This is a genomic window from Mesorhizobium sp. WSM4846, from assembly GCF_055811415.1.
Map to the genome: position 1 here is coordinate 1 of NZ_JBVVPZ010000001.1, position 25,419 is coordinate 25,419.

The following is a 25,419-nucleotide window of genomic DNA, read 5'->3' on the forward strand; positions in this document are numbered from 1 at the left end:
GGATTGATGCTGAAGATGCAGCCCTGATCGAGTGCCTTTTGATGCCAGCGCCAGTCGAGGTCGAGTCGCCAAGGATGAGCAAAACGCCGCCCACGACCGTTGCCGGGGCCAGCGCTTTGATCGACCTAGTACTTCGCGAGATGCAGATCGATGATGCCGGATTGGCACCTGCCGACCCTGAGAGCGGTGGGATCTGGCCTGCGCGCCATGGGCGTTTCACGGGCGACCAGCGCTGTTGGTGGCTAAATTAGCCACGGTGGGGAATTCCCCACCCACGAAAAGACCCAAAAACCGTTCCAGTCTGGAACGGTTTTTATTGGCGAGCGCCTCCCTGGGTCCGACTTTCTAAATGTTCTACGAAAGGAAAATTTTCGGCGGGACCGGGTGTCCAGGTTTGGGGAGCCGTCCAACATCATGTCGCACCCCATGTCGCGTGGACTTGCCGATAGTCGCAGGAAACCGTTGGAAATCAACGGTAGTGATTTGCAACATGCGCGACATGAGATCAGCCGCCCCATGCGCATTGCCACTGTACTAAGCGGCTGATTTCATTTGAAGAACTTTGGTAGCGGGAGAGGGACTTGAACCCCCGACCCCAGGATTATGATTCCCGTGCTCTAACCAACTGAGCTACCCCGCCAGGGCGGCGAAAGACCCGAAATCCGCCTCAAATCAGAGGGCATGTCGAAGCGTTCGCCAAGGTCGGGCGGATATAAGGTTGGGACGCCAAGCCTGTCAAGCATCGATGCAGCCGGTGTCGATGCAGCCGGTCTGGCGCCACACGCTATCGCATCCTGTCGCGTCGCCAAGCTTCAGGGTCTTGAGACGTACTTTGTGTGTCCAGGCGCACGCACGTCGCTCTGATGGCCGAAAAGCTTTGCCGGGCAGATAATCGGGCACAGAAATGCCGGGTTGAGTTCGGCGGGGCGCGCCGCTATGTCTCGGCCACGAAATTCTAGAGTTGGAATGATGAAACCGCGCATTGCAGTCCTCGGTTGCGGATACTGGGGCAGCAACCACATCCGCACCCTCAAGGCGCTCGGCGCGCTGCACGCGGTCTCGGACGTCAACCCTGCCCGCGCCGAAGGTTTCGCCAGTGAGCAGGATTGCCTGGCGATCGAGCCGGAGGCGCTGTTTGTGCGCAGCGACATCGACGCCATCGTGATGGCGCTGCCGCCGCAGTTCCACGCCGATATGGCGGTGCGCGCCGTCCAGGGCGGCAAGGACGTGCTGGTGGAGAAGCCGATCGCGCTGACGGTGGCCGATGCCGAGCGTTCGGTGAAGGCGGCGGTCGACAATGGCCGCGTCTTCATGGTCGGTCATGTGCTGCGCTTTCATCCCGCCTTCGAGACGTTGAAGGCGCTGATCGACAATGGCGAGCTCGGCGAGGTCCGCTATATCCATTCGCACCGGCTCGGGCTCGGCAAATTCCACACCGAGAACGATGCGCTGTGGGACCTGGCGCCGCACGATCTGTCGATGATCCTGGCCATCACCGGCACGGAGCCGATCGAGGTGCGTGGAGAAGGGGCAGCGCTCCTCGACAATCTCAGCGATTTCGCGCATCTGCACATGCGCTTTCCCAACGGTCTGCGCAGCCACCTATTCGCGTCGCGGCTCAATCCCTACCGCGAACGGCGGCTGACCGTGGTCGGCACCAAGGCGATGGCGGTGTTCGACGATGTCGAGCCGTGGGAGCGCAAGCTCGCCGTCTACCGCCACGCGGTGTGGCAAGACAGCGGCCAATGGGCCTTCACCACCAACGAGCCGTCCTACGTGGCAGTGGGCGAGGGCATGCCGCTGACGCGAGAGCTCGAGCATTTCATCCAGTGCATCGAGACACGGGCAGAACCGCGTACCAGCGGCGAGGAAGCCATCAGGGTGCTGCGTATCCTGACCGCTGGCACGGTTGCCCACACCGGATCGTCTTCCTGAGAGAACGTGCGGCTGTATCAGAGCCTGATCCATCCCGATAGAATCGGGATTATCGTCTATTCGGCGGGAATCTGCGCCGGCCGGGCCGCCAGCCGCGCCAGCATCGCCTCGGCCTCGGCGCCGCGTTCGGAACGCTCGATGAAGCCGCCGCCGAACACGCGGGCCTGGTTGCCGTCGTCGGAATAGAGCACGCAGGCCTGGCCGGGCGCGATACCGGACTCGCCGTCGACCAGTTCCACCGAAGTGATCCCGGCGTTGTGATGCAGCACGGCCGGGCGTGGCGGGCGTGTCGAGCGGACCTTGGCGAAAAGCTCCAGCCCGGCGGCCGGGATATCTGACAGCGCAGCGCCGCCCAGCCAGTTCATGTCGCGCAAATAGATCTTGTGCGTTTCAAGCGCCTCGCGCGGGCCAACGACGACGCGGGCCCGGTCGGCGTCCAGATGGACGACGTAGAGCGGCTCGCCCGAGGCAATGCCGATGCCGCGGCGCTGACCGATCGTGTAGCGCAAAATACCTTCATGGCGGCCGAGCACGCGGCCGTCGATATGGACGATGTCGCCCGGATTGGCAGCAGTCGGCTTCAGCTTGGCGATGATATCGGAGTACTTGCCCTGCGGCACGAAGCAGATGTCCTGGCTGTCCTGCTTGGCAGCGACCGTCAGCCCCATTTCCTCGGCGATGGCGCGAACCTGCGGCTTCGACAGGCCGCCGAGCGGAAAGCGCAGATAGTCGATCTGCGCCTGTGTGGTGGCGAACAGGAAATAGCTCTGGTCGCGGTCCGCGTCGACCGGCCGGTACAGCGCGCGATGGGCGCCGTTGGCGCCGGAGCGGATGTAATGGCCGGTGGCCAGCGCCTCGGCGCCGAGTTCCTTGGCGGTCGCCAGGAGGTCGGCGAATTTCACCGTCTGGTTGCAGGAAACGCAAGGGATCGGCGTTTCGCCGGCCACATAGCTCTCGGCGAAGGGGTCGATTACCGCCTTGCGGAAGCGCTCCTCGTAATTGAGCACATAATGCGGAATGCCGAGCGTCTCGGAGACGCGGCGAGCATCGTCGATGTCCTGGCCGGCGCAGCACGAGCCGGCCCGGTGCGTTGCCGCGCCATGGTCGTAGAGCTGCAGCGTGACGCCGACGACATCATAGCCTTCATGCTTCAAAAGGCCGGCAACGACCGACGAATCGACGCCGCCCGACATGGCGACAACGATGCGGGTCTCTTCGGGGCGTCCGGGAAGGTCGAGGCTGTTCATGGTTCTTTCGTTCTGCACGGCGCCTGGATGACGGCGCCTGAATGCCTATGGCCGGAATATAGGTCAAGCTTTCCGGGTGCGCCAGCTTCGCGAACCGGCCGATTTTTTGAACGGATTCGGGCGCTTGCTGGGCAGATGCCTCAAATGCCGACGAAAAGACTAACGCGGCGTTCATGATCCTTACCTAGCTATTAGGGATCGCTTAGGCAAATTTTAAAGCTGTGGCGGTAATGTGGTGGGGATTGGGTCTTTGAGTTTTTAGTAGAGAGTACGATGACCGATCTTGTTAGACCGCGCGTCAAATATGTTATCGGGCCTGACGGCAGCCCCCTTACGATTGCCGATCTGCCGCCGACGAACACACGTCGCTGGGTTATCCGGCGCAAGGCCGAAGTGGTGGCGGCGGTGCGCGGCGGGCTTTTGAGCCTCGAGGAGGCATGCCAGCGCTACAAGCTGACCACCGAGGAATTCCTGTCCTGGCAGGCGTCGATCGATGAATATGGCCTTGCCGGCCTGCGCACGACGCGCATCCAGCAATATCGGCATTAGGGCTGGTTCAAGGAAGTCAAAAAGGCGCGACAATCCGCGCCCTTTTGCTTTGCCGACAGGGTTTTCTCTGCTTCAGACGGTCAGCACCACCTGCCGATCGGGCAGGCAAAAGGCATGAGCAGCGCCTGCTTCTTGGAGCAAGCATTTTCGCGTCGACCTTGCCGCGTTCCACAAGCCTGCGCGGTCGGCCCCGAGCCGAACTCTGCCAGAACCGGTGGGCTGCTCAGTCAGATAGGTTCTGGCCGGAATCGCCTGCGCCCGACATCAGGATGCCCAGGTGCGGGCGATCGCGGAACGTGAAAGAGATTTTTGCAGCGTAGGCCTGAAACTGGCAGTTGCTCGACCAATGAGCGGCGACATTCGAGATGAGCAACGCCCCCATCGCTGGGCGCTGACCGGCCTTAAAGCCTTGTTTTCAGCCGATCATGGCGCTGCGGCCGCCGGTCTCGGCGTCGCGGATCTTGGTGTCGCGCGATTCGAGCATTTCTGCTTTGGAAAGCTCCGCTTCGGCTTCGCCGAGCAGTGATTCGGCAACGCTACGCTGCTGGGCGAGGTCGCTTTGCGAATTTCTGAGATTGTCGCGGCGCAAGCGTGCTGCCTTGGCGAAGGTCGGATAGGCAAAATGGTTGATGTCGGTGATGCCGGCTTTCTTTTCTTCGGCAGTGATCTGGAGTTCGAGTTCGACAGCCATGCGCTCGAATTCGGCGATCATCATGTCGAGTTGCAGCAACTGCCGCCGCTTCTCGTTCACCTGAAACTGCTTCAGCCGAACGAGGTTTTCACGTGACTTCATGATTCGGTACTCCTGGAAACGCACACCTGCACATATCGTCTAATCCGCCTTGCAAACTCAGGCTTCGACCCGCTTCCACCGACTTTACCAGAACTATGGGAAACAAATTCCTAAAGTTTTTTGCCGGCGGTAACCATTCGTTTACGGGCATTGTTAATCATACGGCTCAGGACTTAAGGCCGGGTAAAAATTCCGGCCCCGATGCGGAAGCACGGCTAGCGAGTCCCTGGAGTCACTTAGTCTGGCTTATTAATGTTTTGCATTAGCGGTTTGTTCTGAGATTCGCTATTAGATTCAACAAGGTGTAGAAAGGGGTTAAAAAATCTGGTACCGTCAACGGCACGGAATTAGGTTTTGTTAACCATTCGATGGCAGCCTCTGCTCAGGCAATCACTGCTCCGGTCCTGGACGGGTCGTGAAATGGTCCGGCAGCAGAAAAGGGGAATGAAATGCGTGTTCTGCTGATAGAAGATGACAGTGCGACCGCACAGAGCATCGAGCTGATGCTGAAATCGGAAAGTTTCAATGTCTATACGACCGATCTTGGCGAAGAAGGGGTTGATCTAGGTAAGCTCTACGACTACGACATCATCCTTCTCGATCTCAATCTCCCCGATATGTCGGGATATGAGGTCTTGAGAACACTTCGCCTCTCCAAAGTGAAGACGCCGATCCTTATCCTCTCCGGCATGGCCGGCATCGAGGACAAGGTACGTGGCCTCGGCTTCGGCGCAGACGACTATATGACCAAGCCGTTCCACAAGGACGAACTGGTCGCCCGCATCCACGCCATCGTGCGGCGTTCCAAGGGCCATGCCCAGTCGGTCATCACCACCGGCGACCTGGTGGTCAACCTTGATGCCAAGACCGTCGAGGTTGGTGGCCAGCGCGTGCATCTGACCGGCAAGGAATACCAGATGCTGGAGCTGCTCTCGCTGCGCAAGGGCACCACGCTCACGAAGGAAATGTTCCTCAACCACCTTTACGGCGGCATGGACGAACCGGAACTGAAGATCATCGACGTGTTTATCTGCAAGCTGCGCAAGAAGCTCGACGCTGCTTCCGGCGGCCAGAACTACATCGAGACGGTTTGGGGTCGCGGCTATGTGCTGCGCGAGCCGGAAGATATCCGCGTCAGCGCCTGAGCTGACGACGCCGATCCGATCGATTTTTCCGACAAAAATCCGGCTTCGGCCGGATTTTGCGTTTTTATGTCGCAGACATTGAGCGCCGATTTCCGCGGCCATGCGCCAGCGGCGGCGAATCAGCCGGCAAATCTCAAGCTGCGGAAGCGCTCGAGAAGTTGCGGCCGAGTGAACGGCTTCAGCAGATAGCCTTGGGCGCCGGCGCGCTTTGCCCGCATGATCGAAGCGACGTCGACCTCAACCAGCAAAATCAGGATCTGGGGTTGTCTCGGACTTTCCATGGCGCGTACGCGGCGAATGACGTCCTCGGCCTGCATGTCCGGCAAGGCGCCGTCGACAATGATGATATCCGGCATGTCGGCAGTGCACATCTCAACTGCATCAAGCCCGCTGGCAGCTTCGATGACCAGCATGTCGGAACCACCCAGGATGCGCTTTGCAACCCTCCTGATGACGCTCGAATCGTCGATGAACATGCAGCGTTTCATTTCCGGGCCCTCTTTGCCATGCGGCAATCCGGCAGCGTCGCGGTCTGGTAGGCACCGTAGGATCAATCCGGTAAAGAAGCTGAAAAGCCGATAGGTAAAATTCTTGAAAGAACAGCTTTTACGAAAACTTCTTTAGCGATGCTTCGGCCGATCTAGCCTTTGGGGTTCATTTCATTCGACCGTGATGTTGCGGTAAATATTGTCTGAACAACGCTCGTCTGTTCGTTCAATCAGCTTGGTAATTCAGGCAGCCGAGAGAACGATTTCTTCTGCGGTCGCGTGGATCGATATTGTCATGTTCGCCTCGCGCGCCAAAAGCAGTGTGTAGTAGGGCTGCACCGAATGCGCGTCGATCGGTTCTTCAGGCTTGTTGCCGGAATGGAGCTCCAGGAATTTGGGCGGCACGCGCAGCATCGGACCGCTCGCGGCGAGCGCAAAGCGTGGTTCCGTGTCGAGGTTTTCAAGCGTGACCGTAAGCTTGCCGCCACGCGGAATGGCAGCGTTGGCGACGAGAATGAGGTTGAGCAGCAGCTTTACCTTGTTCTTGGGCAGCAGCGCACGGGTTCCATTCCAGATCAGTTCCGGCTTCTCGTTCTTCAAGAAGGCGATCGCAACGGCCTCGGCATCGCCCGTGTCGATCATCATGCCGGCAGAACCGGCTGCGCCGAAGGCGATGCGGGCGAATTGCAGGCGGGCCGAAGCGTTTCTGGCGCTCTGGCGAATCAATCTCATGGCGTCTTCGTCGGCGCCGCCTTCGTCGAGCAGCTCAAGCCCGTTGTTTATGGCGCCGACCGGCGAAATGATGTCGTGGCAGACCCGGCTGCACAAAAGCGCGGCGAGATCGGGTGCGGAAAGGGTGAAAAGCTCGGCCATCGGCGAAAGTCCCTGCAAAATTTCACTGGAAATGGCCGGGCGATCAATGATCACGCCTGCCCACACGAATCACGCTCGCTCTCCCAAGGCCTACTGAATACACAGCGCCTGAGCGTGCAGCAACAAATCCGGAATTGTCGTTATCGAAAATGGTGTGTTCACCCAGGGTGCGGATACTGCGGGCCGACGCGAAATCAGCGCGAAACCAGCCTACTAACCGCCATCTTCATGTGAAAGCTTAATGGTTGAAAAAGGATTACGGCATAGTTTGTCCTTAACAGTCATCCTTAACGGCCGCCAAAGAGCCGCACGGATGCGAGGCGTCGGCGAAAGTGCTCCCTGACGGAGATTGGAAGCATGTTTTCCCGATACTACGACCGGAGTTTTTTCCGTGTCTTCACAGACCGGAGTTTTCTCCGTGTCTTCTCGATGGCGATCGCTCTCATGGGCCTTGTCGTCTTTTCAACCTCGCCTTCGCGGGCCCAGGAGTACACCGCTCAGGAGATCGTCGATTCCGGTCATAAATTCTTCGGTGCGACGTCGGGCGGGCTCGCCACCGTCGTGGAGAAGATTTTCTCCTCCTATGGCCTGCCCAATGGCTATTTGCTTGGCGAGGAGGGCTCGGGCGCCCTGATCGGTGGCCTGACCTATGGTGAAGGCACACTCTACACCAAGAATGCCGGCGATCACAAAGTGTTCTGGCAGGGCCCGTCTCTCGGCTGGGATTTTGGCGGCGAGGGCTCGCGGGTGATGATGCTGGTCTATAATCTCGACGATGTGAACAGCCTCTACAATCGTTTCGGCGGCCTTGCCGGCTCCGCCTACCTCGTGGCTGGCGTCGGCTTCAACGTGATGAAGAACAACAATGTGCTGCTGGTGCCGATCCGTACCGGCGTCGGCGCCCGGCTTGGCGTCAATCTCGGCTACCTCAAGCTTACCCAGCGCGCCACCTGGAATCCATTCTGAGCAAGTGGTTGCCTCGTCACCGCGATTGTTTCCAGGATCGACGGTCTGAACAATGCTGCGGCAGACCCTTGCCGCGGCACTGGAATTCCGTCATGCGAACGTGGCACAGTCCCTTACGGTTGTTTGCCGTTCATAACGGATAGTCACCTTGGTTCAGTCGGTCCTGTTCTTTGTCCTCGGCTTTCTCTGCGCCGGCTTTCTGGCGCTGATGATTGCCCCGGCCATCTGGCGGCGGGCCGTGATGCTGACGCGTAAACGCATCGAGGGCTCGATGCCGCTGACGCTGGCCGAGATCCAGGCGGAGAAGGATCGCATCCGCGCCGAGTTCGCCATGGCGACACGTCGGCTTGAGATGAGCGTCAAGGCGTTGCGCGAGAAATCGGCCGAACAGCTTGTCGAGATCGGCCGTGGCCGCGAAGCACTGAAGGAACTGGCGCTCGAGCGGAAGGACAAGGAACAGGCCCTTTCCGCGCTCGAGGTCAAGGGCGAAGACCTTCGGCAGCGCAAAGACCAGTTGCAGCTTTTGTCGGATCGGCTTGCTCAAACCGAGGATGCCCTGGAAAAGCGTGTGCTCGAGCTGAAAAAACTGGAGCACATGTATGACGACGCCAGCTTTTCTTCCAGCAGCCGTCAGATCGAACTTGTGGCGCGCGAATCCGAATTGCAAAAGCTGGCCGATGATATTTCAGTGCTGCGCGGTCAGCGCAAGGAGGCGGACAGGCGCCAACAGGAGATCGCGGCCGAGAGCAAGGCCGCGCGAGACGCGTTGAAAGCCGAGAAGAAAAGGACCGGCGAACTGGACAAGAAGATCGAGCGCCTGCTCGCCACGCTTGCCGATCGCGAGGACAAGCTTGAACGCCGCGAAAAGGAAATCGCGCGGCTTCGCGAAAAGCTGAAAAGCGAAAGCGTGGAAAATGCGTCGGCGGCGGTGCGTCTCGTCGGAGCGCAAGGCAGTCAGGCCGATGTGGCCGTCAAGGGCGATATGGAAAAAGCTATCGCCAGGCTCGACAGCGACCGGGAGCAGTTGGAGGCGAGATTGACGGCACTGGCCAGCGAGAACAAGCGGCTGAAAACGGATCTTGCCGCCGACGCGGCATCCAGATCCGAAGGCGCCAGCGCTGCGTTGCGCGAGCAGATGAGCGACCTGGCGGCGCAGGTCGTAGCCCTGACGGCGAAGCTCGACGGGCCGGAATCGCCGATCGCAAAGGTTCTTGCGGCACCCAACCCACCAGGAAGCGGTGAACGCAGCCTTGCCGATCGCGTGCGGGCGCTGCAGCAGGCCGAATCGGGGCATTGAGCCAAGGCAGTGATGCTGACTTCTGCGGCTCAGGTCCTGCTTGCCGAGAAATGATGCAAGGCGATGGCTGACGCGGCGGCGACATTCAGGCTGTCGAAGCCTTCTGTCATATCGATCCGCACCGTCCGCAGGCGGGCGAGCAGCATCTCGGGCAGGCCTTCGCCTTCAGTGCCGAGATAGAGTGCCAGCCGTTCGGTCCTTTTCGCATCGCGGATGTCGGTTTGTCCGCGCGGCGACAATGCGAATTGGCCGAAGCCCAGCCGATCGAGCGCCGCGGTAAAGCCGACGGTCTCAGCGAAGGAGGCAAAAGGAACTTTCAGCGCGGCGCCGACCGAAACGCGGATCGCCTTGCGGTACAGGGGATCGCAGCAGGTCGCGTCCAGAAACACGGCATCGGCGCCGAAGGCGGCGGCGTTGCGAAAGATCGAGCCCATATTGTCATGGTTGGCGATGCCGACCAGCACGACGATCAACGCGCGGGCGGGCAGGGCATCCAGCAAGGCCTCTGCAGGCTGCGCCTCGCCCTTGCGGCCGATCGCCAATATGCCGCGATGCATGTGAAAGCCGGCAATCCTGTCCATAACCTCGCTGGCCGCCACGTAGACCGGAAGGTCCGCGGGCGCCTTGCGCAGGGTTGCGTCGAGGCCTGCCAGCCGGTTTTCGAGCACCAGCACCGATTCGGCGGCAAAGCGTTTGGCCGCGAGCAACATTTCGAGCACCACCTTGCCTTCGGCAACGAAACGACCCTGCCGGCCGGCAAGATCGCGCTCGCGAATGTCGAGATAGGCGGCGACGCGCGGGTCTTGCGGGTCGTCGATACGAATGCTGCGCATGCTTGCCTCAACTGACCCGCATCGGCCCGATCGTGGTGGGTTTTGCGACAGCACGACGCGTGGATCCAAAGTGTCAGAGCGTACCTTCTGCGTCCAAGTGGACGCAAGTCGCTCAAAAGCGCGTCGCGTTCGACCGACCTCAACCGACCTCTCGCGACGCGCTTTAGGTTGTTGTTTTATGCATGTCGCTATCGCAAAACCGCTGCACGGCCATGCTTTTGCGCGACATGCATTAGGAGTCGTCAGCGAGGCAAGGGGCGCTCGGACCAGTTCTTATCTTATGCATGTGCCGGCTTTGGGCGACATGCATTGGCCGGTCAAGTCCCGGAGCGACGCGAGCGGTATGCCATCTGCGATAGCTCACCCTCGCCGAAAACCCCGTCCAGCGTGTTGAGAAGTTCGCGCACGGCATCGGATTTGCAGGAATAGTAGATCATCTGCCGGTCGCGCCGGGTCTCGACGAGATCGAGCGCCCGCAGTTTGGCCAGATGCTGTGACAGAGCGGATTGGCTGAGCAGAACCTTTTCGGCGATAGCGCCGACGGACATTTCACCTTCGGCCAGGTGGATCATGATCAACAGTCGTTTCTCGTTGCCCATCAGCGTCAGAAACGAGGCCGCTGATTCGGCATTGGCGATTAGCTTTTTCGAGACCATCGATCCCCCATACCTTCCTGCTCCTCCGGCGCTATGGGGGCAATAGCGTCTGATTCCATAGGCTCACTTGCGAATTTGCGCTGGCGATTCAACGCGACCGGGAAAGCGTAGAACATCTAGCTCAAACCTCAAGACTTGCTTTCGACCCGGAGCGATTAACTGTCGGACTGTGTTTAATCCGCCACTCGGCCGGTTTTTGCCATGTCGACCAGAACATGCCTGAGCTCGCGCGCCGTCCTCAATGGCTCGGGAAAGAACACCCGGCAGATATCGTCGCCCAATGCCAGGTCCATGCCGTCGGCGTCAAAGCCGGTGACGACCCAGCCGTCGCCCGCCGCCTTGGCGAAGTGGCGCGCGTAGACGGCAATTGCGTCGCTATGGTCGGCATTCATATGGTCGAGGGCGGATTGTTCGCCAGCGGCAAGCTCTTCGACGATCGGCGCGGTCGTGACCAGATCGGCGCGTTCGAGCAGGTAGGCCTTGCCAAAGCCGCCGTTGAGACTGGCGCGCTCCAGCTCGAGGCGGAAGATCGAGAAGTCGCCAAGGCCGGCATAGAGCTTCGCCTTGGGGTTGCGGTTGAGATAGCGCCGTTCGGCGCCGGCGTGCTCGTCGGATCCACGCTCAAGCCGTGCCGCCCGACTGACGAGCGTCAACCGTGGGTGCGCCAGCGGGTCGCCCCTGCCGGGCTCGCCGACAAGCAGCGAACAGCGCGGGTCGGCAAGGATCGCGCCGGTGTGGGCGGACAACATCGATACAAGGATCAGCGGCGTGCCGTCGATATCGGTCGCGACACCAACCCTGCTGGCCAGCGGCGAACCGGTGCCGGGCTCGATCACCGCCAGCGCGCCGAAACGGGCACTGCGGATCAGCGTCTTCGCCAGCCTGATCGCTTCGGCGTCGGTCTCGCGGATCACGTCCTTCTTCCGATCGTTCAAATCCACACCGTCCTAAGCTGATCTTTGCTCTCCAGTTATCAACCTATCACACGGGATTTGACAAGGGCCCCAGATTTGAAAAGGGCCTCAGTCTCGCTTTCCGAAAGACCGAAGCGTGCCAGCACCGTCGCCGCCTGACAATCGTGATCGGCCGGCATGGCGGCAAGCGTCGGCCGGGAGCGCGAAAAGCGCGGCGCTGGGGCGGGGCGCTCAAGCGCACCCGACTTCAAGAAGGCGTTGCGAGCGCGATTGTGCGGATGATCCCTGGCTTCCCGCAGCGACAAGACCGGTGCGACGCAAGCATCGGTCGCAGTAAAGAGACGGTCCCAGTCGTCCCGTGACTTTTGCCCGACCCGATCGACAATGGCGGCCCGCATCTGCGGCCACAAATACCTGTCGTATTGGCCGCGTACAAAAATCTGGTCGAGCGGCAGCAGTCTTGCGAATTCGGCGAAGAACCGGGGCTCAAGGCAGCCGACGGCGACGTGCCGTGCGTCCGCGGTCTCATAGGTGTCGTAAAAGGGCGCGCCGGAATCGAGCAGGTTCGTGCCACGCGTGTCACTCCACAGGCCCGCCGCCATGAGGGCGTGCACAGGTGTCGCCAGCATTGAAGCGCCCTCGGTCATCGCGGCGTCGATCACCTGACCCTTGCCGGAGCGCGAGCGCTCAAACAGGGCGGCCAGTGCGCCGGCGACCAGCATCATGGCGCCGCCGCCGTAGTCGGCGACAAGATTGAGCGGTGGGACCGGCCGGCCGCCTTGCTGGCCGATGGCATGCAGCACACCCGAATAGGCGAGGTAGGTGATGTCGTGGCCGGCACGTCCCGATAGCGGACCGTCCTGACCGAAACCCGTCACGCGGCCGTAGATCAGGGCCGGATTGCGCGCCAGAACCGCATCCGGCCCGAGACCAAGCCGCTCCATGACATCGGGACGAAACCCTTCGACCAGCATGTCGGCCTTTTCGGCAAGGCGCAGCACCAGTTCGGCGCCTTCCCAGCGCTTCAGGTCAATCCGCAGGATGGAGCGGCCGTGACAGTCGATGTCGTATTCGTCCGGTAGCGCCAGAAACGGCTGGCTCGACCCAGCCCGCTCGATGCGCAGCAACTCGGCGCCCATCTCCGACAGCATCAGGCCGGCCAGCGGCACCGGTCCAAGCCCGGCCATCTCGATCACCGTCAGGCCGGCGAGCGGGCCAGTCTTCGCCTGAAGGGCGACTTCGGCACTCATGGTCGGCTACTTCGGCGCCATGCGGATGGCGCCATCGAGGCGGATGGTCTCGCCGTTGAGCATCTGGTTTTCGATGATATGCAGCACAAGGGCTGCATATTCGGAAGGCTCGCCGAGACGGGACGGGAAGGGCACCGCGGCGCCGAGCGTATCCTGCACCTCTTGCGGCATGCCGGCCATCATCGGCGTCTTGAAGATGCCGGGCGCGATGGTGCAGACGCGAATGCCCGACCGGGCAAGATCGCGCGCCACCGGCAGCGTCATGCCGACGACGCCGCCTTTGGAGGCTGAATAGGCCGCCTGGCCGATCTGACCGTCATAGGCGGCGACCGATGCCGTGTTGACGATGACGCCGCGCTCGCCGCCCTCCAGCGGCTCAAGCTTCGCGGCCCGGTCGGCGACGAGGCGGATCATGTTGAAGGTGCCGATCAAATTGACCTCGATCACCTTGCGGTATTGGTCGAGCGGGTGCGGACCGTCCTTGCCGATCGTCTTCATGCCGATGGCGATGCCGGCGCAATTGACCAGGATACGGGGTTCGCCGAACTTTTTTACCACTTCTGCCACTGAAGCAGCGCCGCCGTCGGCGCTGCTTACGTCGCATTGGATGGCGATGCCGCCGATATCGGCCGCGATCTTCGCCGCACGCTCGATGCCGAGGTCGAGGATGGCAACGCCGGCGCCCTTTGCGGCCAGTGCACGTGCCGTCGCTTCTCCGAGGCCGGAGCCGCCACCGGTGACGATCGCAATCTGGCCGTTCGGGTTCATGTCGGCGTCCTCCATCTAAAGCGCGTCGAACTGAACGGACTCAATCGAAGCGCTTTAAATCTCTGTTTTATTGCATCTCGTTACCCAAAACCGCTGCGCACTTTTGGGCGACATGCACCATCGGCAACATGCTACGGAGCCTGACAGTATGGCGCAACAGCATCCGGATGGTCACGCCATCGCGGCGATTTGCGCGGCAATCCTTGCCTGATCGGCGTGGCAAACCTCCCCCACCAGCCGTGCCATCGCGCCCGGCACGATCTCATGCGACAACAGCCGGTCAGGATCGACCGGGCGCGGCATGGAGATTTGCCCACGCGGGATTCTCTTGAAGCCGAGCGGGCCGTAATAGGGCTCGTCGCCGACAAGCATCACCGCCGGCATGCCGGCTTTGGCGGCGGCCTCCAGCGCGATCGCCACCAGCCGGCGGCCAATGCCGAGATTCTTGTAGGCCGGCCGCACGGCAAGCGGTCCGAGCATCAGCGCGCGGCCGGCGCCGGCCGCGATGCGCGTCATGCGCACGGAGGCGACGACGATATCGCCATCGACGGCCACGAAGGACAGAGCGCGTTCATGCGGGCCGCCGTCACGGATCTTGTAGGCGCTCAGCACGAAACGGCCCGGCCCGAAGGCTTCGTCGTTGATGGTTTCGATTTCGGGGTCATGCGCCGGAGTTTCCGGCAGGTATTTCACGTCGGCAAGGCTCATGGTCTTTGCGTTCCGGGTAGACGGGGAAAGGTTTGCTGCAAACGGCAGCGTTCGCCAGTCAGCGCTTCATCAAGCGCGGGCGCCCTTTCGTCGTCGGTCGAACCGGATCAAGGCAAAGTCAAGCATGCGGATTTTCCGCTAGCACCAATCTTCAGCCACTGCAATCGGCCGTTTGCTGCCGCCATTCGTTTGCCGCCTTCGTTTGCCGTCATTCGTCTGCCGCACCGGGCGATTGACGAACTGTTCAACGCCTGGCGATTTCCGCATCGTCGGTTTGTGCCTAAATCCCTACGAAGAGGAAAGGACATCACATGGGATTGCTGGTGGACGGCAAATGGCAGGACAGCGGCTACGACACCAAGGCGAGCGACGGCGAATTCGTGCGGGCGCAGTCGCAATGGCGCGACTGGGTCACGGTTGACGGCAGGCCGGCCGAAGGCCGCACGCGCGGCTCCAAGGCCGAGCCGGGGCGCTACCATCTCTATGTCTCGCTTGCATGTCCCTGGGCACACCGGACGCTGATCTTTCGGGCACTGAAAAAGCTCGAGGACGTGATTTCCGTCTCGGTCGTCCATCATTTCATGGGCGCCAACGGCTGGACCTTCCTGGCCGAGGACGGCGCCACCGGCGATACGCTCTACGGCCTCGACTTCCTGCATCAAATCTACACCAAGGCCGATCCCGCCTATTCCGGCCGCGTGACGGTGCCGGTTCTGTGGGACAGGCGAGAACAGACAATCGTCTGCAACGAGTCCTCCGAGATCATTCGGATGCTCAATTCAGCCTTCGACAAATGGGGCGATGCCAGCCTCGATTTTTATCCGAAAGCACTGCGCGGCGAAATCGACGCGGTCAACGCTCTGGTCTATCCATCGGTCAACAACGGTGTCTATCGCGCCGGCTTCGCCACCACGCAAGCGGCCTATGAGAAAGCGTTTGGTGAACTGTTCGCGGCGCTCGACCAGCTCGAGGATCGCCTATCTCGCCAGCGTTATCTCGTCGGTGACCGCATCACCGAGGCCGATTGGCGGCTGTTCACGACGCTGGTCCGCTTCGACCCGGTCTATGTCGGCCATTTCAAGTGCAACCTGCGCCGCATCGCCGACTATCCGAACCTGTCGAACTATCTGCGCGACCTCTACCAGGTCCCGGGCGTCGCCGGCACGGTGAGCCTGCACCACATCAAGGCGCACTATTACGGCAGCCACGCAACGATCAACCCGACGCACATCGTGCCGGTCGGGCCGGAACTGGACTACGCGGCGCCGCATGATCGGGCGCGGTTCAGGAAGGCAGCGTGATCTACCAGTAGGGCGATGCCGCCGCGCCGCTGAAAATCTCGGCAATCCGCCGCAACGTGGCCGGCGTCGTTGCTTCCGGCAGGCGGTCGAGCGGAAAGAAGCCGGCTGCGGCGATCTCGCGGTCCGGCAGCTTCGGCGCCGTCTGGTTGAACTGCTCGACAAAATAAAGGCCGACATGGTCGCGGCGGCTGGCCCGACGGTTGAAATGCATCGATTTCAGCACCGGCGGCGCGGTCAATGCAATATTGCCCTCCTCGGAGAGCTCGCGCGCCAACGCCTCGATCATCGTCTCGCCCAGCTCGACGCCCCCGCCGGGAAGCTGCCAGCCCGGTACATAGGTATGGCGAATGAGGAAGACGGAACTGGACGTGCGATCGTGGATCAAGCCACGCACCCCAAGCGTCATCGGCCGCCGCAGCACGAAGTACGGATGAAACAGCCTTGCCCTGAGACCCGGCCAGCCGGTCTGGCGGAAAGCTTGCTCCGGATCGGGCCGCATCATCACCCACGAAACCGTGGGTGGAAAGCAGCGCGTGCGTCGCTTATGAAGGAGGGATGTTCAGGCTCGCGCATATTTCCGATATCCACTTGGGACCGCTTCCCGGTGTAACCTATCGCGATCTCGCCTCCAAGCGGGTGGTCGGTTACGTCAACTGGCAGCGCAATCGCCGCCGCCACATGCGCGACGCCGTCATCGACACCATCGTCGCCGATATCAAGGCGAGCGCACCCGATCACCTTGCCGTCACCGGCGATCTGGTCAATCTGGCGCTCGATGGCGAGATCGAGATGGGCAAGCACTGGCTGGAGACGCTGGGCTCTCCCGATGATGTGTCGGTCGTTCCGGGAAACCACGACGCCTATGTGCCCGGTGCTTTCGACAAGTCCTGCCGGTCGTGGACGGCGTGGATGACCGGCGACGGCGTCAATACGCCGGTCGACCGCGAAGCCTTTCCCTATCTGCGCGTGCGTGGCAACGTCGCGCTGATCGGTGTCACGACGGCGCGGGCGACGGCTCCGTTCATGGCCAACGGCTTTTTTCTGGAAGACCAGGCGGAAAGGCTGCGGGACGTGCTCGATGCCACGGCCAAACGCGGGCTGTTCCGGGTGATCATGATCCACCATCCGCCGGTGCGCGGCGCCGTTTCGCAGCCCAAGCGGCTGTTCGGCATTGCCCGCTTCCAAAAGGTCGTTCAGCGGCACGGGGCCGAGCTTGTGCTGCACGGCCATTCGCACGAGCCGACGCTGTTCTCGATCAATGGGCGCGGCGCCAAAATTCCAGTGGTCGGCGTCGCTGCCGCAGGGCAGGCGCCAGGCGGCAGGCGTCCAGCGGCGCAATATAATCTGCTGGAGATCGATGGTGAAATAGGCAACTGGCGGCTCAGGCTGACGCGACGTGGCCTGACCGGGCCGGCCATCCCGCCTGCCGATCTGGAGGTTGTGGAGCTTGGCGCGGACGCTATGGCGTGAAACTCAGTCCCATCGCAACGAGGCGGTCCCAGAACAACACGATCGATACCGCCAGCCCGACCAGGGCGCCGGCAGCGATCAGGCTGAGACCGGAGAGAAAGGCTGACCAACGCTTGCGGCGCTTGACGGATCGCAGCGGCGGCTCGGCTTCCGGGACCAAGGCACGTTTCAGGCCGGCAGCCTGCTCGACCCCGCCTTCCAGCATTCTCTGGCGTTCGATGACGCGCTCCGCGACGTAGCGCGTCACCTGATCGGCAACCGGTTTCATCTCGGTCGATTCGGCGAGCACCACGCGGCCGATGCGCGTGTCCTTGAGGAAGCGATAGGTGCGGCGGTCGCGCCCCATGGCGACATGGCTGACGGCGTCGATCCAGAGGCGCGGCTGCAGCCCGGACGAGACGGCGAAGTCGAAATTGTCCATGTCGGCGGGCACGTCGGCGAAGACCGGCGCGAGTTCGGCGGCAAGCAATTCGAGCCGCATGCGATGCGCTTCGCGCATGTCGACCACGACGTCGTCGCGGTCGGCGAAAGCGTTTTTCACGTCGCGGATGGCGTCCGACAATTTTCGCGACTCATCGGCCTGGCTTATGGTCTCGGCTGCATCCTTCATCGGCGTTGCCTCACGTTTGGTTAACACCGAATTAACATAGTCGTTGGCAAAATGCAGCAAAATGCGCTTGCGAGATCGATAGGCGGCTTGCAAAATCCGGCCCGAAGCCGCGCTTTGACAGGGATCAGCCCGCTGCGGGAGCGGAGTTTGGACGAAGCGGCCTGTTGCGGCGTTTCATGTTGTGGCGGACGATCTCGGCGATCAGGCCGGGCGCTTCCTCGACCAGCATATGGCCGGCCTCCGACACGTGGTGCAGGTGGAAATGCGCCGGCAGACCATCGGCCTGGCTGAAGGGCAGCACCGCGTCATCGGTCCCCCAGACCACAATCACCGGCATATCCAGTGTTTCGAGCCGTTCGTGCGGGATGACGCCCTGCCGATCGTCCCTGGTCATGGCGGCTGCGATCTCGACAAGTTTGTGCAACTGGCCGGGACGCGCGCGCATTGCGCCAAGCACATCCACGATGCGCTCCGAGGGCGGGCTTTGCGGTCCGGACATGGCGGCGAGGCAGGCGCGAATTTCACTTTTGCCGGCTGCCGCTGCGTAACGGCGCAACAGCGGGCCATTGATCTCAGTGCCAAACCCGCCCGGCGCCAGAAGCGTCAGCGAGGCTATCCTTGCGGGTTCGGCCAGTGCCATCAGCACAGCCGCCGCCCCGCCCATCGAATGGCCGACGAGATGCACCCTCCTGATTCTGCGTGCGGCGAGGTCTGCCAGAACAGCCCGGGCGGCTGTCCTGGCCGGGCCGCCACCCGGGAAATCGAGGGACAGCCCATGGCCCGGAAGATCATAGGCCAGTGTCCGTGAACCAGGTGCCAGTGTCGAAATCACCTCGTGCCAGTCGCCGTGGCAACCGCCGAAGCCATGCAGAAAGGCAACCGTCTTCGGGCCGGCGCCCCGTTCGGCAACGTAAAGCGATGAAATCATGAAATACTATGGTTTTATGCGAATTCGGATGTGGCTGGATTGCGTCTTGTACCAAGTTTTTGCGATCGGCCGTGCTGGTCGCAAGGACTAGCTGGCATTGCCGAGCCCGGCGGCACGCAAAGCCTCGACCAGCCGCTCGGTCAGATCGGCGGGGTATCTCCGCTCGACAAAAGCCGCGCGCGGATCGGCAGCGAATTTCGGGAACTTGACCGTCAACTCGTCCAAAAGTTCGTGCGCCAGATGATCGCGACCGGCGGCCTTGGCAGTGATCAGCCGCGCAGCCAGATAGTGCGATTTCGTCGGCGTCGCTTGCAGCGCATCGCTGGCAAGCGCGGCCTTGTTCATATCACCAGCCATGAACTGGCCGACGAAAAGCCCGTAATCCCACCAGGTCGGATGGGCGCTGGAGGTTTCGGCGGCGTGAGCAAGGATCGGTGTTCCCTCCCTGTACCTGCCGGCGAAAATCAGCCCGTAGGCATAAGCTGCCGCCATGCTGAGGTCGTAAGGGTTGAGTTCGTAGGCCTTGCGCATCCAGCGGATCGATTCCTCCGAATTGCCGAGGCGGGAATTAAGATAGCCATAGGCACGGTGGGCATAGGGGCTGGTCGGCCCCATCTGCACGGCGCGACGGGCCAGCGACATCGCCTGTTCGATCGTTGCGCCGGCTGGATAGGCGTAGTGATCTGTGCCCGCCTCGAGATGCAGGGTCGCCAGCTCCGAAAAGACGAGCGACGATTTCGCATCCCGATCGACCAGGATTTCGAGGCAGCGATAGGCAGCCTCATGGGTTTTGGCGCCCTGGTCGAGATAGTATTTGTCGTTGAGCAGCAGACATTCGGTCAGGCCGGTCTGAAGGCCGCTCTGTTCGATATAGTTGTAGATCGCGCCCGGAGCCGGAACGGCCGAACTCAAAATGCCGGCGACACTGTCCTCGACGGTGGAGGGTGTGCTGTCGGCGGCAGTCAAGTTGCGTGACAGCAGGACCCGCCCGGTCGCCACGCTTTGAAGCTCCAGCGTGACATCGCCTGCCGTTGGCCCCGGCAAGACATCGAATACGAAGCTGATCGCATCGGCGACCGGATCGGGCGGGCCGTCAGCATCGCGACCGATGAAGGTGACCGTGTCGAAGCGGCTGAGGCCGGCGCGCAGCGATGCGGCGACGCGGGCAGCCTCGGCACTGTTGGTTTTCACAGCAATGTAGACGAGCGGAAGGCTTTCAACCGGAGCCCATGGCGCAATGCTGCCGGTTGCCACCGCATTTTCAATCGTCGGCGCGGCATCGCTTCCGGCCAGCAATGCGCTGCCCCCCTGACGAAGGATCAGCACCCCCAGCATGGCGATGACCAGAGCGATCGCCAGCCAGAAGAACTGGAGATGACGCAGCAGCGAGGGTGCCGGCTGGCGAACGACGGGGGACGATGCGGCAGGTGCGGCCATGACGGGTTCTTCGGGCGATTCCGGCAAGGTGGCCGCCGCTTCGACGTGTTCCGCCGACGCCGGCTCGACCGGCAGGCGGATCGCGTTGAGTTCATAGGATGGAACATAGCCGCCACGCGGAATGGCAATGCGGATCGGCTCGGCAACACCCTCATTGGCAAAGTAATGCTGCAGAAGCTCGCGCAGCCTGCCCGCCTGCACCCGCACCACGGCGTCGGTCGACGGATCGAAATCGCCGTCCTTGCCGAAAACATCCATCGCGATGGAAAAGCCCTTGAGCTTGTCGGCTTCGCCTGCCTGCTCGCGCTCGACCAGATAGCGAAGCAGCTTACGCGCTCGTTCGGATCTCCCGAACGTTTCGCTGGCTAGCAATCGCTCCAGCGTCTCGCGCACTGCGGGGGCGGCAGGCGTGGCATGCTGCAAGTGTCGATCCTCTCGAAGTCGGCACAGGTTAAGACGCAATCATATAGCGCCTGCACTGCCATACAAGCATGCATCCATTATGCGATCGCGTACCCCACCGGATAATATTCCGGTGGTTAATGGCGCGAAAGACTGGAGCAGGATGATACCATCCGGGGTCATCTTGCTCCAGCTCAGCTCCTCTAGTCGGCCTTTCCGCCGACGATGCGATTGGCGGCGGAAACCACGGCTTCCAGCGAAGCGGCGACGATATTGGTGTTGATGCCGGCGCCGAACAGCTTGCCGCCGGGATGCTCCATCTCGACATAGGAGATGGCCGAGGCATTCGAGCCGCGCTGCATGGAGTGCTCCGAATAGTCGAGCACCGACATCGGCACGCCGACATGGCGCGACAGCGCGTCGACGAAGCCGTCGATCGGGCCGGTTCCGGAGCCTGATATCGTCACCTCCTTGCCGCTGTCGAGGATGATCGCCTCCACCGCGCGCCGCCCCTTGATCTCGATGTCGGGATAAGTGTGGTGGTCGAGGAATTTCAGCCGCGCGACGGGCTGATCGACGTAGGTTTCGAGAAAGCGCTCGTAGATGCGCTTGGCCGGCACCTCCTTGCCTTCGGCGTCGGTGATCGCCTGGATCGCTTGACTGAACTCGATCTGCAGGTTGCGCGGCAGATTGAGGCCGTAGTCCGCCTGCAGCACATAGGCGATGCCGCCCTTGCCGGACTGCGAGTTGATGCGGATGATCGCTTCGTAGTTGCGCCCGACATCGGCCGGGTCGATCGGCAGATAGGGCACTTCCCAGTACGGCGTGTTGGCCTTGCGCAACGCCTTCATGCCCTTGTTGATGGCATCCTGGTGCGAGCCGGAAAAGGCGGTGTAGACGAGCTCGCCGACATAGGGATGGCGCTCGGGGATCTTCAACTGGTTCGAATATTCGTAGACGTCCTTCATCCGGTTGATGTCGGAGCAATCGAGCTCGGGATCGACGCCTTGCGTGTACATGTTGAGCGCCAGCGTGACGATGTCGACATTGCCGGTGCGCTCGCCATTGCCGAACAGCGTGCCTTCGACGCGGTCCGCGCCCGCCATCAGGCCGAGTTCGGTGGTGGCGATCCCGGTGCCGCGGTCGTTGTGCGGATGCAGCGAGATGAGCAGGTTCTCGCGGTTGTCCAGATTGCGGCACATCCATTCGATGCGATCGGCATAGATGTTGGGTGTCGACATCTCGACCGTGGACGGCAGGTTGATGATCAGCTTGTTTTCCGGCGTAGGCTTCATGATTTCGGTGACGGCGTTGCAGATTTCCAGCGCCACTTCGAGCTCGGTGCCGGTAAAGCTCTCCGGCGAATATTCGAAACTATAGAAGCCGCCGGCCTTCGCTGCCATGTCGGTGATCATCTTGGCCGCATCGGTGGCGATCCGCCTGATGCCGGCGACGTCCTTCTCGAAGACGACGCGGCGCTGCAGTTCGCTGGTCGAATTGTAGAAATGCACGATCGGGTTGGTGGCGCCCTGCAGCGCCTCGAAAGTGCGGGTGATCAGTTCCGGCCGGCACTGCACCAGCACCTGCAGCGAGACATCGTCTGATACATTGCCCTCTTCGATGCACCAGCGGGCGAAATCGAAGTCGGTCTGCGAGGCCGACGGGAAACCGATCTCGATCTCCTTGAAGCCCATGTCGAGGAGCAGGGCGAACATGCGCGCCTTGCGCTCGTGGCCCATCGGATCGATCAGCGCCTGGTTGCCGTCGCGCAGGTCGACCGAGCACCAGATCGGGGCCTTGTCGATGACTTTCGAAGGCCACACGCGGTCGGTGAGACCGACGGTCGGATAAGGTTGGTATTTGCGGGCTGCCTCCGGCATGCCCCGGGCTGCCTCCGGCATGCCCCGGGCATCCTTGCCCATCTCCCCGCTGTCTGAGCGGATCTCTTCTCGTGCGTTCATTGTCGTCTCTCCCGGCGGCTCGCGGGATCCGCCTTCAGGCGGATTTGGTGCCGAGCGGCGCCTTTACCAGATGTTCATTCGCTAGATGTGACTTGCCAATTTTGAGACTGGCCAAGGAGCATGCGCGTGAGCGGCGGTTCGACCGCCGGGCGCTCCTTCAGCGAACCCGGCGATCGCCGATAAGGCCGAGCAGCAGCAGAGCGGAAGCAAGCGCGCGCACGGTCTCGCCAGCAAAGCCGGTCTGACGGGAAGCGACGGAGGTGGCGCGGTTGGTCATGGCGGTTTTCATACAGGAGCAGCCAAAGCGAGGCAAGTGGGGCCGAACGACAGTGTCGTAAGCAGATGAGTTGTCCGGATTAGGTAGCACGTGAGTTGTCCGGTTTTGTTGCCAGCGCATGGAGGCTGGGGATGAAACGGACAGCATGGCAACCCCGCGTCGAACACTCGCCGTCCATAGCGACATCGGCCGTCTCTCGATCGAACTCGGCGCCGACTGGAACAAAAAGCTTTCCTGCGTTGTTCTCGAACCGTCCCCGATGTTCGAAGGGGCTGGTTTATACGCCGGCGGCAGGCGCTCGGCGGGCACGCAAAGCCAAGGATTGGCGAGGCAAATGGATCCTGACGATCTCAACACAGAACGGATCGTCACTGTGTTCGGCGGGACAGGTTTTCTCGGGCGCCGGATCGTGAAGCGGCTCCTGGAAAGGGGTTTCACCGTCCGCGCCGCATCCCGCCACCCGGCTCGGGTTGGCCAGGTTTTTTCCTCGACGGCAAGGCCGCCAGAAGCCGTCGTGGCGGACATATTGGATGCGTCCTCGATCGGCTCGGCCATTGCCGGATCGCAGGCGATCGTGAATGCCGTCAGTCTCTACGTCGAGCAGGGCGCCCAGACGTTTGAACGGGTGCATGTGGAAGCCGCAGCTGAACTTGCCGCCGCGTCGCGCGCTGGCGAGGTCGACCGGTTCGTCCATATTTCGGGGATCGGTTCCGATCCTCAATCGGATTCGAATTACATCAGGGCACGTGGGCGCGGAGAAGAGGCGGTGGCGAGCGCATTTCCCGGCGCCATCATTGTGCGTCCCGCCGTCATGACGGGACCTGACGACGTTTTCCTCACGACGATTGTCAGGCTGATACGTCTCCTGCCGGTTTATCCGCTGTTCGGCGATGGTAGCACACGGCTTCAGCCGGTCTATGTGGAAGACGTCGCAGACGCAGTCAGTCGGCTGATCGGCGGGCGAAACCACAAGGCCTCATCGATATTCGAATTCGGCGGCCCACGCATCTACACCTATAAGGAACTGCTGCGGGATATCGCCCGACAGCTCGGCACCAACATCAGGCTGATGCCGGTGCCGTTTGCGGCGTGGGACGCCTTGGCCGGCGTCGCGGAACTCCTTCCGGAAGCGCCGATTACGCGCAACCAGGTCGATCTAATGCGGCACGACAATGTGGCCGCAATCGGCGCGCCGGGCCTGAAGGAACTCGACATCGCGCCGCGCGACATCGAGGAGGTGATCCGCTTGATCGAACGGCGCGCGTGAGGCTGCTCGGGCTCGTCTCCTGCTTGGCAGGACTCTACGATCCTGCCGGGAACCTATCGCCATGCGGCGGGTTGGTCGAGTTTGAACCAATGAGGAAGAAGGAAAAGAACCATGGCCAGATGCGATCAATGCGGGAATGACTACGACAAGGCTTTCGAAGTGACGCTGGCTGAGGAAAGCTATACGTTCGACAGCTTCGAATGCGCGATCCAGAAACTTGCGCCGCTCTGCCCGCATTGCGGGTGCCGGATCATCGGACATGGTGTCGAACAAGATGACATCATCTACTGCTGCGCACATTGCGCCGCGGAGGAAGGTGCAAGCGCGCTGACCGATCGCGCGCCTTGATCGCCCGCATTCCCAGTGGCAAGCGACGGTGCCGGTCGTCGCGCCTAGCTGTCCTTCCTCGGTTTCTCGGCGACGGTATTGCCGCGCTTCTTCCACTCCGAGAAGCCGCCGCGCAGGCTGCGCGCGTCAAGTCCCATCTCCTGCGCGATCTTGGCGGCGAGCAGCGACCGCCAGCCGGACGCGCAGTAAAAAACAAAGGTCCTGGGCTCGGCGAATTTCGGCTTGTGGTAGGGGCTTTCGGGATCGATCCAGAATTCGAGCATGCCGCGCGGCGCATGGAACCCGCCATATCCGCTGCCTCGACCGAGCGGACGACCGCATCGGCGTCGGCCAGCAGGTCCTTGTATCCCTTCGGCATGGTCAGCGCCCCATCGCGTAGAACTCGTCGTTCGGCCTCATGCTGGTGACGTTGGCCAGCCGGTTTGACATGGCGAAGAAGGCGGCGATGGACGCGATGTCCCAGGCGTCCTCGCCGGTGAAGCCATGGATCTTGAGGTCGGCGATGTCCGCGTCGCCGACCTCGTAGGCGCGCGCGGAAACCTTCATGGCGAAATCGAGCATCGCCATCTGGCGCGGGGTTATGTCGGCCTTGCGGTAGTTGGTGGCCACCTGATCGGCGATCAGCGGGTTCTTTGCGCGAATGCGCAGGATCGCGCCATGGGCCACCACGCAGTACTGGCACTGATTGGCATTGCTCGTGGCCACGACGATCATCTCCCGCTCGGCCTTGGTGATCGGGCCGGGTTTGTCCATCAGCGCGTCGTGATAGGCGAAGAAGGCGCGGAACTCGTCCGGCCGATGCGCAAGCACGAGGAAGACGTTGGGCACGAAGCCCGACTTCTCCTGCACGGCGAGTATCCGTTCGCGGATGTCGTCGGGAAGGCCGGCGATCTCGGGAACGGGGAAGCGGCTTATGGCGGGCGCGGTCATCTGTGTTCTCTCCCTTGCACGGCCGTTAATGCAACCAGCTTTAGGCCGTCGAAGGCTTTTCTGCGA

At 61.9% G+C, this 25,419-nt stretch carries 27 protein-coding genes and 1 tRNA gene; 10 read left to right on the forward strand and 18 right to left on the reverse strand.

Features of this window, described 5'->3' with window-relative positions; genetic code table 11:
• Positions 1–251 (forward strand): hypothetical protein (locus AC0L15_RS00005; RefSeq protein WP_473495768.1); only part of this gene is annotated, 251 nt, incomplete at its 5' end.
• 312 nt (positions 252–563) lie between these two features.
• On the opposite strand, the gene AC0L15_RS00010 is transcribed toward AC0L15_RS00005, so the two are convergent.
• Positions 564–640 (reverse strand) — tRNA-Met (locus tag AC0L15_RS00010).
• Between the two features lie 329 nt (positions 641–969).
• Between AC0L15_RS00010 and AC0L15_RS00015 the strand changes: the two genes are divergently transcribed.
• Entirely contained in the window at positions 970–1,935 is a 966-nt protein-coding gene (locus AC0L15_RS00015; protein WP_023797942.1) for a Gfo/Idh/MocA family protein, read from the forward strand.
• 56 nt (positions 1,936–1,991) lie between these two features.
• On the opposite strand, the gene mnmA is transcribed toward AC0L15_RS00015, so the two are convergent.
• Positions 1,992–3,182, reverse strand: a complete 1,191-nt coding sequence (gene mnmA, locus AC0L15_RS00020; protein WP_128248045.1) for a tRNA 2-thiouridine(34) synthase MnmA — start codon at positions 3,180–3,182, stop codon at positions 1,992–1,994.
• A gap of 273 nt (positions 3,183–3,455) precedes the next feature.
• On the opposite strand from mnmA, the gene sciP reads away from it, so the two are divergent.
• The gene (sciP, locus tag AC0L15_RS00025; RefSeq protein ID WP_006203587.1) at positions 3,456–3,731 is read left to right on the forward strand and encodes a CtrA inhibitor SciP; all 276 of its coding nucleotides are present in this window, start codon (positions 3,456–3,458) and stop codon (positions 3,729–3,731) included.
• Positions 3,732–4,146: 415 nt separating this feature from the next.
• On the opposite strand, the gene AC0L15_RS00030 is transcribed toward sciP, so the two are convergent.
• The gene (locus AC0L15_RS00030) at positions 4,147–4,524 is read right to left on the reverse strand and encodes a flagellar export protein FliJ (RefSeq protein WP_029349790.1); all 378 of its coding nucleotides are present in this window, start codon (positions 4,522–4,524) and stop codon (positions 4,147–4,149) included.
• 449 nt (positions 4,525–4,973) lie between these two features.
• Here AC0L15_RS00030 and ctrA point away from each other — a divergent pair, with 449 nt between their 5' ends.
• The gene (gene ctrA / locus AC0L15_RS00035) at positions 4,974–5,669 is read left to right on the forward strand and encodes a response regulator transcription factor CtrA (RefSeq protein ID WP_006203583.1); all 696 of its coding nucleotides are present in this window, start codon (positions 4,974–4,976) and stop codon (positions 5,667–5,669) included.
• A gap of 119 nt (positions 5,670–5,788) precedes the next feature.
• Here ctrA and AC0L15_RS00040 read toward each other — a convergent pair whose 3' ends face one another.
• Together AC0L15_RS00040 and chpT are read right to left on the reverse strand one after the other, a co-directional pair.
• The gene (locus AC0L15_RS00040) at positions 5,789–6,157 is read right to left on the reverse strand and encodes a response regulator (protein ID WP_287246260.1); all 369 of its coding nucleotides are present in this window, start codon (positions 6,155–6,157) and stop codon (positions 5,789–5,791) included.
• A gap of 243 nt (positions 6,158–6,400) precedes the next feature.
• Positions 6,401–7,030: a histidine phosphotransferase ChpT gene (gene chpT, locus AC0L15_RS00045; protein ID WP_287065216.1), complete on the reverse strand. Its 630-nt coding sequence runs from the start codon at positions 7,028–7,030 to the stop codon at positions 6,401–6,403.
• A gap of 357 nt (positions 7,031–7,387) precedes the next feature.
• Between chpT and AC0L15_RS00050 the strand changes: the two genes are divergently transcribed.
• Together AC0L15_RS00050 and AC0L15_RS00055 are read left to right on the forward strand one after the other, a co-directional pair.
• Complete coding sequence (locus AC0L15_RS00050) at positions 7,388–7,996, forward strand: DUF1134 domain-containing protein (protein ID WP_023797936.1); 609 nt, start codon at positions 7,388–7,390, stop codon at positions 7,994–7,996.
• Between the two features lie 148 nt (positions 7,997–8,144).
• Positions 8,145–9,293 (forward strand): coiled-coil domain-containing protein, encoded by a 1,149-nt coding sequence (locus tag AC0L15_RS00055; protein WP_128169350.1) that lies wholly within the window; start codon positions 8,145–8,147, stop codon positions 9,291–9,293.
• 29 nt (positions 9,294–9,322) lie between these two features.
• Here the strand turns inward: AC0L15_RS00055 and AC0L15_RS00060 are convergent, their stop codons facing one another.
• The 6 genes from AC0L15_RS00060 to AC0L15_RS00085 all read right to left on the reverse strand — a co-directional run bounded on the left by AC0L15_RS00060 (position 9,323) and on the right by AC0L15_RS00085 (position 14,422).
• Complete coding sequence (locus tag AC0L15_RS00060) at positions 9,323–10,126, reverse strand: TrmH family RNA methyltransferase (protein WP_128248041.1); 804 nt, start codon at positions 10,124–10,126, stop codon at positions 9,323–9,325.
• Positions 10,127–10,443: 317 nt separating this feature from the next.
• Positions 10,444–10,782, reverse strand: a complete 339-nt coding sequence (locus tag AC0L15_RS00065; RefSeq protein ID WP_128169352.1) for an ArsR/SmtB family transcription factor — start codon at positions 10,780–10,782, stop codon at positions 10,444–10,446.
• A 173-nt stretch (positions 10,783–10,955) separates the two neighbouring features.
• Positions 10,956–11,717 (reverse strand): HugZ family pyridoxamine 5'-phosphate oxidase, encoded by a 762-nt coding sequence (locus tag AC0L15_RS00070; protein WP_031254499.1) that lies wholly within the window; start codon positions 11,715–11,717, stop codon positions 10,956–10,958.
• Between the two features lie 38 nt (positions 11,718–11,755).
• Positions 11,756–12,946, reverse strand: a complete 1,191-nt coding sequence (locus AC0L15_RS00075; protein WP_473495769.1) for a CaiB/BaiF CoA transferase family protein — start codon at positions 12,944–12,946, stop codon at positions 11,756–11,758.
• A 6-nt stretch (positions 12,947–12,952) separates the two neighbouring features.
• A complete protein-coding gene (locus AC0L15_RS00080; protein ID WP_023797931.1) occupies positions 12,953–13,714 on the reverse strand; it encodes a 3-hydroxyacyl-CoA dehydrogenase in 762 nt (253 codons plus the stop codon).
• A 171-nt stretch (positions 13,715–13,885) separates the two neighbouring features.
• Positions 13,886–14,422, reverse strand: coding sequence for a GNAT family N-acetyltransferase (locus AC0L15_RS00085; protein WP_287246265.1), 537 nt, complete (start codon positions 14,420–14,422; stop codon positions 13,886–13,888).
• Positions 14,423–14,733: 311 nt separating this feature from the next.
• On the opposite strand from AC0L15_RS00085, the gene AC0L15_RS00090 reads away from it, so the two are divergent.
• Complete coding sequence (locus tag AC0L15_RS00090) at positions 14,734–15,723, forward strand: glutathione S-transferase family protein (protein WP_128248038.1); 990 nt, start codon at positions 14,734–14,736, stop codon at positions 15,721–15,723.
• Between the two features lies 1 nt (position 15,724).
• Here AC0L15_RS00090 and AC0L15_RS00095 read toward each other — a convergent pair whose 3' ends face one another.
• Complete coding sequence (locus AC0L15_RS00095) at positions 15,725–16,225, reverse strand: NUDIX domain-containing protein (protein WP_287246267.1); 501 nt, start codon at positions 16,223–16,225, stop codon at positions 15,725–15,727.
• A gap of 53 nt (positions 16,226–16,278) precedes the next feature.
• Between AC0L15_RS00095 and AC0L15_RS00100 the strand changes: the two genes are divergently transcribed.
• Complete coding sequence (locus AC0L15_RS00100) at positions 16,279–17,193, forward strand: metallophosphoesterase family protein (protein ID WP_023797927.1); 915 nt, start codon at positions 16,279–16,281, stop codon at positions 17,191–17,193.
• On the opposite strand, the gene AC0L15_RS00105 is transcribed toward AC0L15_RS00100, so the two are convergent.
• From AC0L15_RS00105 to leuA, 4 genes are all read right to left on the reverse strand, one after another.
• Positions 17,183–17,803, reverse strand: a complete 621-nt coding sequence (locus AC0L15_RS00105; RefSeq protein ID WP_128186874.1) for a hypothetical protein — start codon at positions 17,801–17,803, stop codon at positions 17,183–17,185. The genes AC0L15_RS00100 and AC0L15_RS00105 overlap by 11 nt on opposite strands.
• Before the next feature lie 124 nt (positions 17,804–17,927).
• Entirely contained in the window at positions 17,928–18,731 is an 804-nt protein-coding gene (locus AC0L15_RS00110) for an alpha/beta fold hydrolase (protein WP_473495770.1), read from the reverse strand.
• A gap of 87 nt (positions 18,732–18,818) precedes the next feature.
• On the reverse strand, positions 18,819–20,591 hold the full coding sequence (locus AC0L15_RS00115; RefSeq protein ID WP_128248035.1) for a tetratricopeptide repeat protein: 1,773 nt from the start codon (positions 20,589–20,591) through the stop codon (positions 18,819–18,821).
• A gap of 182 nt (positions 20,592–20,773) precedes the next feature.
• Entirely contained in the window at positions 20,774–22,492 is a 1,719-nt protein-coding gene (gene leuA / locus AC0L15_RS00120; RefSeq protein WP_287246603.1) for a 2-isopropylmalate synthase, read from the reverse strand.
• 461 nt (positions 22,493–22,953) lie between these two features.
• Between leuA and AC0L15_RS00125 the strand changes: the two genes are divergently transcribed.
• Together AC0L15_RS00125 and AC0L15_RS00130 are read left to right on the forward strand one after the other, a co-directional pair.
• Positions 22,954–24,075, forward strand: a complete 1,122-nt coding sequence (locus tag AC0L15_RS00125; RefSeq protein ID WP_287246271.1) for a complex I NDUFA9 subunit family protein — start codon at positions 22,954–22,956, stop codon at positions 24,073–24,075.
• A gap of 111 nt (positions 24,076–24,186) precedes the next feature.
• Positions 24,187–24,423 carry a hypothetical protein gene (locus tag AC0L15_RS00130; RefSeq protein ID WP_023797920.1) on the forward strand — a complete coding sequence of 79 codons (237 nt, stop codon included), beginning with the start codon at positions 24,187–24,189 and terminating at the stop codon, positions 24,421–24,423.
• 44 nt (positions 24,424–24,467) lie between these two features.
• Here AC0L15_RS00130 and AC0L15_RS00135 read toward each other — a convergent pair whose 3' ends face one another.
• Both AC0L15_RS00135 and AC0L15_RS00140 read right to left on the reverse strand, forming a co-directional pair.
• On the reverse strand, positions 24,468–24,686 hold the full coding sequence (locus AC0L15_RS00135; protein WP_128248032.1) for a rhodanese-like domain-containing protein: 219 nt from the start codon (positions 24,684–24,686) through the stop codon (positions 24,468–24,470).
• A gap of 97 nt (positions 24,687–24,783) precedes the next feature.
• Positions 24,784–25,353 (reverse strand): peroxidase-related enzyme, encoded by a 570-nt coding sequence (locus AC0L15_RS00140; RefSeq protein ID WP_128248031.1) that lies wholly within the window; start codon positions 25,351–25,353, stop codon positions 24,784–24,786.
• Positions 25,354–25,419 lie beyond the last annotated feature (66 nt).

What these genes read in the sequence shown, in the direction of transcription:
- AC0L15_RS00015 (WP_023797942.1), top strand. Translation starts at nt 970, where the DNA reads ATGAAACCGCGCATTGCAGTCCTCGGTTGCGGATACTGGGGCAGCAAC.
- mnmA (WP_128248045.1), bottom strand. Translation starts at nt 3,182, where the DNA reads ATGAACAGCCTCGACCTTCCCGGACGCCCCGAAGAGACCCGCATCGTT.
- sciP (WP_006203587.1), top strand. Translation starts at nt 3,456, where the DNA reads ATGACCGATCTTGTTAGACCGCGCGTCAAATATGTTATCGGGCCTGAC.
- AC0L15_RS00030 (WP_029349790.1), bottom strand. Translation starts at nt 4,524, where the DNA reads ATGAAGTCACGTGAAAACCTCGTTCGGCTGAAGCAGTTTCAGGTGAAC.
- ctrA (WP_006203583.1), top strand. Translation starts at nt 4,974, where the DNA reads ATGCGTGTTCTGCTGATAGAAGATGACAGTGCGACCGCACAGAGCATC.
- AC0L15_RS00040 (WP_287246260.1), bottom strand. Translation starts at nt 6,157, where the DNA reads ATGAAACGCTGCATGTTCATCGACGATTCGAGCGTCATCAGGAGGGTT.
- chpT (WP_287065216.1), bottom strand. Translation starts at nt 7,030, where the DNA reads ATGGCCGAGCTTTTCACCCTTTCCGCACCCGATCTCGCCGCGCTTTTG.
- AC0L15_RS00050 (WP_023797936.1), top strand. Translation starts at nt 7,388, where the DNA reads ATGTTTTCCCGATACTACGACCGGAGTTTTTTCCGTGTCTTCACAGAC.
- AC0L15_RS00060 (WP_128248041.1), bottom strand. Translation starts at nt 10,126, where the DNA reads ATGCGCAGCATTCGTATCGACGACCCGCAAGACCCGCGCGTCGCCGCC.
- AC0L15_RS00065 (WP_128169352.1), bottom strand. Translation starts at nt 10,782, where the DNA reads ATGGTCTCGAAAAAGCTAATCGCCAATGCCGAATCAGCGGCCTCGTTT.
- AC0L15_RS00075 (WP_473495769.1), bottom strand. Translation starts at nt 12,946, where the DNA reads ATGAGTGCCGAAGTCGCCCTTCAGGCGAAGACTGGCCCGCTCGCCGGC.
- AC0L15_RS00080 (WP_023797931.1), bottom strand. Translation starts at nt 13,714, where the DNA reads ATGAACCCGAACGGCCAGATTGCGATCGTCACCGGTGGCGGCTCCGGC.
- AC0L15_RS00085 (WP_287246265.1), bottom strand. Translation starts at nt 14,422, where the DNA reads ATGAGCCTTGCCGACGTGAAATACCTGCCGGAAACTCCGGCGCATGAC.
- AC0L15_RS00090 (WP_128248038.1), top strand. Translation starts at nt 14,734, where the DNA reads ATGGGATTGCTGGTGGACGGCAAATGGCAGGACAGCGGCTACGACACC.
- AC0L15_RS00095 (WP_287246267.1), bottom strand. Translation starts at nt 16,225, where the DNA reads ATGATGCGGCCCGATCCGGAGCAAGCTTTCCGCCAGACCGGCTGGCCG.
- AC0L15_RS00100 (WP_023797927.1), top strand. Translation starts at nt 16,279, where the DNA reads ATGTTCAGGCTCGCGCATATTTCCGATATCCACTTGGGACCGCTTCCC.
- AC0L15_RS00105 (WP_128186874.1), bottom strand. Translation starts at nt 17,803, where the DNA reads ATGAAGGATGCAGCCGAGACCATAAGCCAGGCCGATGAGTCGCGAAAA.
- AC0L15_RS00110 (WP_473495770.1), bottom strand. Translation starts at nt 18,731, where the DNA reads ATGATTTCATCGCTTTACGTTGCCGAACGGGGCGCCGGCCCGAAGACG.
- leuA (WP_287246603.1), bottom strand. Translation starts at nt 22,492, where the DNA reads ATGGGCAAGGATGCCCGGGGCATGCCGGAGGCAGCCCGGGGCATGCCG.
- AC0L15_RS00125 (WP_287246271.1), top strand. Translation starts at nt 22,954, where the DNA reads ATGGCAACCCCGCGTCGAACACTCGCCGTCCATAGCGACATCGGCCGT.
- AC0L15_RS00130 (WP_023797920.1), top strand. Translation starts at nt 24,187, where the DNA reads ATGGCCAGATGCGATCAATGCGGGAATGACTACGACAAGGCTTTCGAA.
- AC0L15_RS00135 (WP_128248032.1), bottom strand. Translation starts at nt 24,686, where the DNA reads ATGCTCGAATTCTGGATCGATCCCGAAAGCCCCTACCACAAGCCGAAA.
- AC0L15_RS00140 (WP_128248031.1), bottom strand. Translation starts at nt 25,353, where the DNA reads ATGACCGCGCCCGCCATAAGCCGCTTCCCCGTTCCCGAGATCGCCGGC.